The sequence below is a fragment of the Paraburkholderia sp. RL18-085-BIA-A genome (assembly GCF_046027075.1).
In the GTDB taxonomy this organism is placed as follows: Bacteria; Pseudomonadota; Gammaproteobacteria; order Burkholderiales; family Burkholderiaceae; genus Paraburkholderia.
The window spans coordinates 1-5,108 of sequence record NZ_JARESU010000277.1 but is presented as its reverse complement, the minus strand read 5'-3'; the positions used below and the strand labels follow the sequence as shown (position 1 = coordinate 5,108).

General features: G+C 57.5%; 6 protein-coding genes. All 6 read left to right on the top strand.

All coding sequences use genetic code 11. The features are described 5' to 3' along the window. A partial coding sequence (locus tag P0D89_RS50850; RefSeq protein ID WP_408379306.1) for a DUF2345 domain-containing protein occupies positions 1–1,525 on the top strand: 1,525 nt, incomplete at its 5' end. Next, positions 1,522–1,890, top strand: a complete 369-nt coding sequence (locus P0D89_RS50845) for a LysM peptidoglycan-binding domain-containing protein (protein WP_408365703.1) — start codon at positions 1,522–1,524, stop codon at positions 1,888–1,890. The genes P0D89_RS50850 and P0D89_RS50845, both read left to right, overlap by 4 nt. An 81-nt stretch (positions 1,891–1,971) precedes the next feature. After that, positions 1,972–2,850 (top strand): N-acetylmuramidase family protein, encoded by an 879-nt coding sequence (locus tag P0D89_RS50840; protein WP_408365701.1) that lies wholly within the window; start codon positions 1,972–1,974, stop codon positions 2,848–2,850. Further along, on the top strand, positions 2,816–3,448 hold the full coding sequence (locus tag P0D89_RS50835; RefSeq protein ID WP_408365699.1) for a hypothetical protein: 633 nt from the start codon (positions 2,816–2,818) through the stop codon (positions 3,446–3,448). The genes P0D89_RS50840 and P0D89_RS50835 overlap by 35 nt, the downstream gene beginning before the upstream one ends. Before the next feature lie 256 nt (positions 3,449–3,704). Beyond that, entirely contained in the window at positions 3,705–4,058 is a 354-nt protein-coding gene (locus P0D89_RS50830; protein ID WP_408365697.1) for a hypothetical protein, read from the top strand. A 553-nt stretch (positions 4,059–4,611) separates the two neighbouring features. Beyond that, complete coding sequence (locus P0D89_RS50825; protein ID WP_408365695.1) at positions 4,612–4,989, top strand: hypothetical protein; 378 nt, start codon at positions 4,612–4,614, stop codon at positions 4,987–4,989. The last annotated feature ends 119 nt before the right edge of the window (positions 4,990–5,108 follow it).

Genomic DNA, 5,108 nt, shown 5'->3' with positions numbered 1-5,108 from the left:
TGCACGCGACGCGTCCTATTCAAACAGCTTCAAGGCGATTCCTGCTGACCGGCGCTTCCGTCTCCAGATCGAACCGGAAAATTGGGCTCGCATTTCCGGCACGCTCTCTGCCCGCGTTTGCAGCCCGGACAAATACGCCTATGGCTACCTGAATGCCGCCGGATATTACATCGTCCGTCTGGATGCGGATTTCGGCAACTGGCCCAATGGTGGTGAGAGCGTACCACTGCGCCTGGCGAAGCCTTTCGCGGGCAAGCTGCAAACCGGCATGCACTTCGTCGCGCTGGACAACGACGAGGCGGTAATTTCCTTCCGGGACGGCGACCCGGACAAGCCTGAAATCACAGCCTTCCACCATCACAGCCAGGCGCGCGATCTGGTAACGAATGACCGGCGCTGGCTTTCGCGCAACATGATCCGCACGCAGAAGAACAACAAGCTGCGCATGGAGGACTGGGCGGGCCAGGAAGGCATCAAACTCAGCACGGAACACTCGGGCAAGTCGCAACTGAATCTCGGCTACCTGGTGAACAACAAGCTCGAATACAGGGGTGAAGGCTTCGAGGCGAGAACATCGGGTTACGGGGTGAATCGCGCGGGCAAGGGCATGATGCTGACGGCCTACGACCGCCCTGCTGCCACTGGCAAGCAGTTGGCCATGCAGGAGACCATCCCCCAGCTTGAGAGCGTGCTGGCGACCGCAAAGGCTCTGGCGGCATCTGCAACGAGTGCGAAAGCCGAGCCTGCGGACACCGATGCGCAGCAGCAGATGAAGCAGGATTTCGACGGCCTGAAAAAGCCGGGCCTGCTGATGAGCACTCCTGCCTCGGCGGGCATCGTCGCGGGCGGCGGCGTGCAGCTTTCGGCGCAGGACAGTATCAATACCGTTGCCGGAAAGAATGCCGACTGGAGCGTGCTGAAGCGGTTCACGGTTGCGGCGGGCGAAAAGCTGTCGCTGTTCGCACAAAAAGTTGGCATCAAGATTTTCGCTGCGAAAGGCCCTGTCGAGGTCCAAGCGCAGAGCGGCCCGATGTCCCTTATTGCCGACAAGGACGTGAACATCGCCAGCGTTAACAGCAAGGTCAATCTGTCTGCTGCGAAGGAAATCATTCTTGAGTGCGGCGGTGCGTTCGTGCAGATCAAGGACGGCAGCATCACGCTCGGTGGCCCCGGCGATCTGTTCCTCAAGACCATTACCATGCAGAAGCAGGGCAAGGCGTCAATGCATATTCCGATGTCTGAGCTTCCGCTTTCTCCTGACGAGCGCCTTTTCAGCAACCGGGTTGACCTTTCCGGGGCAGGTTTTGCCGCAGAAAGTCTCGATCATCCCTGGGCGAACTTCCCCTATGTCGTGACGAACAAGACGGGCACCCAACTGGATTCTGGCCTGCTGGACGAAGCGGGCACCGGCCCGCGCTCCTTCAGCCGGAAAGCCACGGATGCGCAGGTATGGGTTGGCACCACGGGATGGGATGCAGAAGAGGAAACGCTACTAGACAAAGGGGATGAGGAGGAAACCGTATGAGTTCCAATCCGATGACGGATGCGCCGGAAGTCTATGTCGTCCAGCCCGGCGATACGCTGGGCGGGATTGCACGGACCTATGACACGACAACTCACGTGCTTGCAAAGATGAACAGACTTCAGAATCCCGACCGGCTAGCCGTTGGTCAGCGGTTGGTGGTCAGCGAAAAGAAGGTGTGTGCGGTCGTGCCACTGTTCATTGATCGGGACCGCAATCCAATCAAGGGACTGCGCTACCGTATCGAAAGCAGGCTGGCATCGGCGTTTGAAGGGGTGAGCCAGCTAAATGGGCTTGGTGAGCGGTTCATTACAAAGGCGGAAGGCGATGTTGTTCGCATTCTGGTGCGCAAGCTCGATGGCACGTGAAAGCTCATACACGAAACCCAGGCGAGGGTTGGCGAGAAGCTTGTCACGCTGAAGAGCGGCAAGATTCGCCTGCCCCTCAAGATGGAGCCGCATCCGCAGACGCCGGACGGCTTGCCGGTCAACGATCCACCATCGGCACCCAAGCCTAAGCCTGTTCCGATTGGTACGCCGCGCCAGGCCAGCGGAGACATGCATCATCCGGCGGCGCAAGGCTCGGACAAGGGCATGAAGGGCCAACAGACCAAGACCCCACAGGGTGCGACCGATACGCACTACAGCAAGGACCGGCCCGACCTGCAAAAATATTTCGCGTTGTACACGGGCGAAAAAATTACGGACACGGATTGGAATGAAGCCGCCAGAACCATCCAATGTGAAATCGCGGTCATTCAGGCGTTCGCCCATGTCGAATCGGGAAAGGCACCCTTTGACCGCTATCATCGTCCAACGATCCAGTATGAGCGGCATAAATTCGCCAAGCATACAGGCCACAAATACGATGCTGTGAATGCGGACATTTCAGGGAAGCCCTATACCAACAAGAAGTTCGACAAGGCAGGCCATGCTATCGCCGCGAACGACCGTTATGTCGCGGATGCCTACGAGCGTTTTGAGCGCGCATATGGTCTCGACGAAGATGCCGCCATTATGGCCTGCTCGTGGGGCAAATTTCAGGTACTAGGGGAGAATTGGAAAGATTTGAGATTTCAGACCGTACAGAAATTTCTGGAAGCGGCCTGCACGTCCGAACGCGATCACCTTATCAAGCTTTTCGTGCCCTTTGCAATGACGGTGCGAGATGCGAAATATGGACACGGTACGTTGAGGAATGCACTAATCCAAAAAAACTGGGGTGATGCCGCATGGCTTTACAACGGCCCGGACTACCGCAAATATGACTACGACAACCAACTCAAGGCCGCTTATGAAAAAATCAAAACTGGTGTTCTGGGCGTTTAACATAATCGTTGGGTTGTGTGCTCAAACGGCCTTTTCGAAAACTATCTTCCTTGATAAGCCTGAAGGCGTATTTGATAATCGGCTAGAAGCCGCTGTAAAGCAACGACCGGGATTTTACTGGTGGGACGGGCAGGATGCGTATCGAGTAAAATTTGAGAATGGAAGCGCTTACTTTCTTACGTCGAGCACGATGCTTTCGCCAATCGTAAAGCCTGTTACCCAAGGCTATCCGGGTGGGCGCGGCTGGTGCGAATTCGATTTCTTTGACCAGAGTTATAGGTACGTGAATGGCATCCGAGTCAATATTCAGGACCATAGCGACACCAACGTCTGTAATTGGATCGAAGGCGTTTCTGCCGTGACGTATAAGAGCCAGCCCGCATTGCTCACGACGGTTCAATACCATCGCGGCATCGATCCCGCTAAAACCGTAGATGAGATCGGGAACAACTACCACCGTTTCACCGCCCTGCTGGTATTGACGCCTCACCCGGATGGCTCACTCTCGATTCGCCAGGACGATAGTTGCCTGGGTTCGGGGAATCAGATTGGAGAGCTTGCTACTGCGCGAAAGCGCATCGCTGAATGTAGCCAGTAGCAAGCCCTTTGGTGAAGCGTCTGTCCCGCGCAAGATGAGGTTCAGTTTGAACATACATGCGTCGCCCACGCTTCCGTCATCGGGCGGCGCTGTTTAGCAGGTCGGTGCGGTGATAGGCGACGGTGTGCACGAGTGCATGGTCGTCATGCGTCGCGGCCGAAGCTGGTCCCGAGTAGTACGCGCTGTTCGACCCCGAGTTCAGGCAGTGGCACTGCGCTCGCAAAGCTCATCTGCATAACTAAACAAAGAATTTCCTATGCCACTTCTTGCTCTTCTTTTCGGATCTGCCTGGCTATATGGCATGGGATCGCTGGTTTACGTACCCATCAAACTTGCCACGATGAGATGGGCATCGCAGGACATCTGGGGGTTCCTGACCCGCCGTAGGTTGACGCTTATGACGTTGATTTATTGCGCCGGCGCGCCCGTCCCCGGTATTGTTGCGCTCGCTATTGCTGGCGCTGGCGGTAGCAACTCGGGCGGGTTTTCAGATGGAACCATATCGGTTGCATGGGGACTCTGCTATCTATTTCTTGCAGCAGCGACTGCTTCGCTATTCTCCCTTGCCATTCGCCCGACGCCGAACGCAAAGAACGCCCTTCCAGATTAACGACAGGGCCGCTAGCGGTGTACAGGCGCCCGCCAATTGAGGATCAACCGTCACCGTGGAAGTTGCGAGCGATACGTCACGTCTCACCGATGACCGCGCGCAGCAGCGCACGCAGGGCTTACCGCAGCTTGAAGTGATATCTGACGGGTGGAAACTTGGCACTCTATCCCGCCCGGAATCTGGCGCAACGCCAGTCGGTCGCGGCAGAGCATGGTGAGAGAGCCTCTGGCTCAAACGCGTCGTGTGTGTGGGCAGCGGGATACACCACACACGGCTTCACACCCCGAACACTTCCGTTCGGGGGAATCGTCGGGTTTCGCAATGGTGCGAGGCCCGCTCTTTTCACGTGGAGGAAATCCATGCGACAGCCGCTGTCCGCTTTTGTCCTTCCAGTCCATTCAAGTGCACAGCCCATGCAGGGCTTGCGCAGGCGTCAGCGTTTCGGCCTGGCACCTGCATCTGTACGGCTGTCTCGCGAGACGGCATCCGGTGGCACCGACCGGACGTGGGCGCCGCGCGTTGATGCCAAACTCATCCACTGAAGGCGAACATCATGAACACAGATGATCCCGAAGCAGGCGACACCGAACTCGAAGCTGACCTGCAACGGCTACGCGAGTCGGACGACGAGGAGGCCGCGAGGGAGCAAGTCGCTGGCCGCAAGGCAGGCGAATGGTGGGCGCGCAAGCGTGCATCATTTGCATGGGTGCGCGCCGTCGCTACCGGAATCAGCCCTGATGATGTGGACGGTGAGCCGGATGCCTACAGATGGGGTCGGCTGATCTACTGCGCGATGCACGGCGAAGAAAACCTAGACCGCGCATCGTGCGAGTCGCTCTGTGAAGAAATCTTTGGATGCACCTACCCCTCTTGCGTCCAGGTTAAGGGATTTGTTGAAGGCGTTGCAAAAGTGTATGCGCTGATGGACTGAAGCGCTCTGATTCCGGCCCGCTCCGCTGTTTGCGCGGGCCGTTTAATGTGCTGATGCGCGCGGAGGTGCAGGCCATTGGCGCCAATCCATGCGCTCTGGTGGCGCGAATCCGGGGGGGG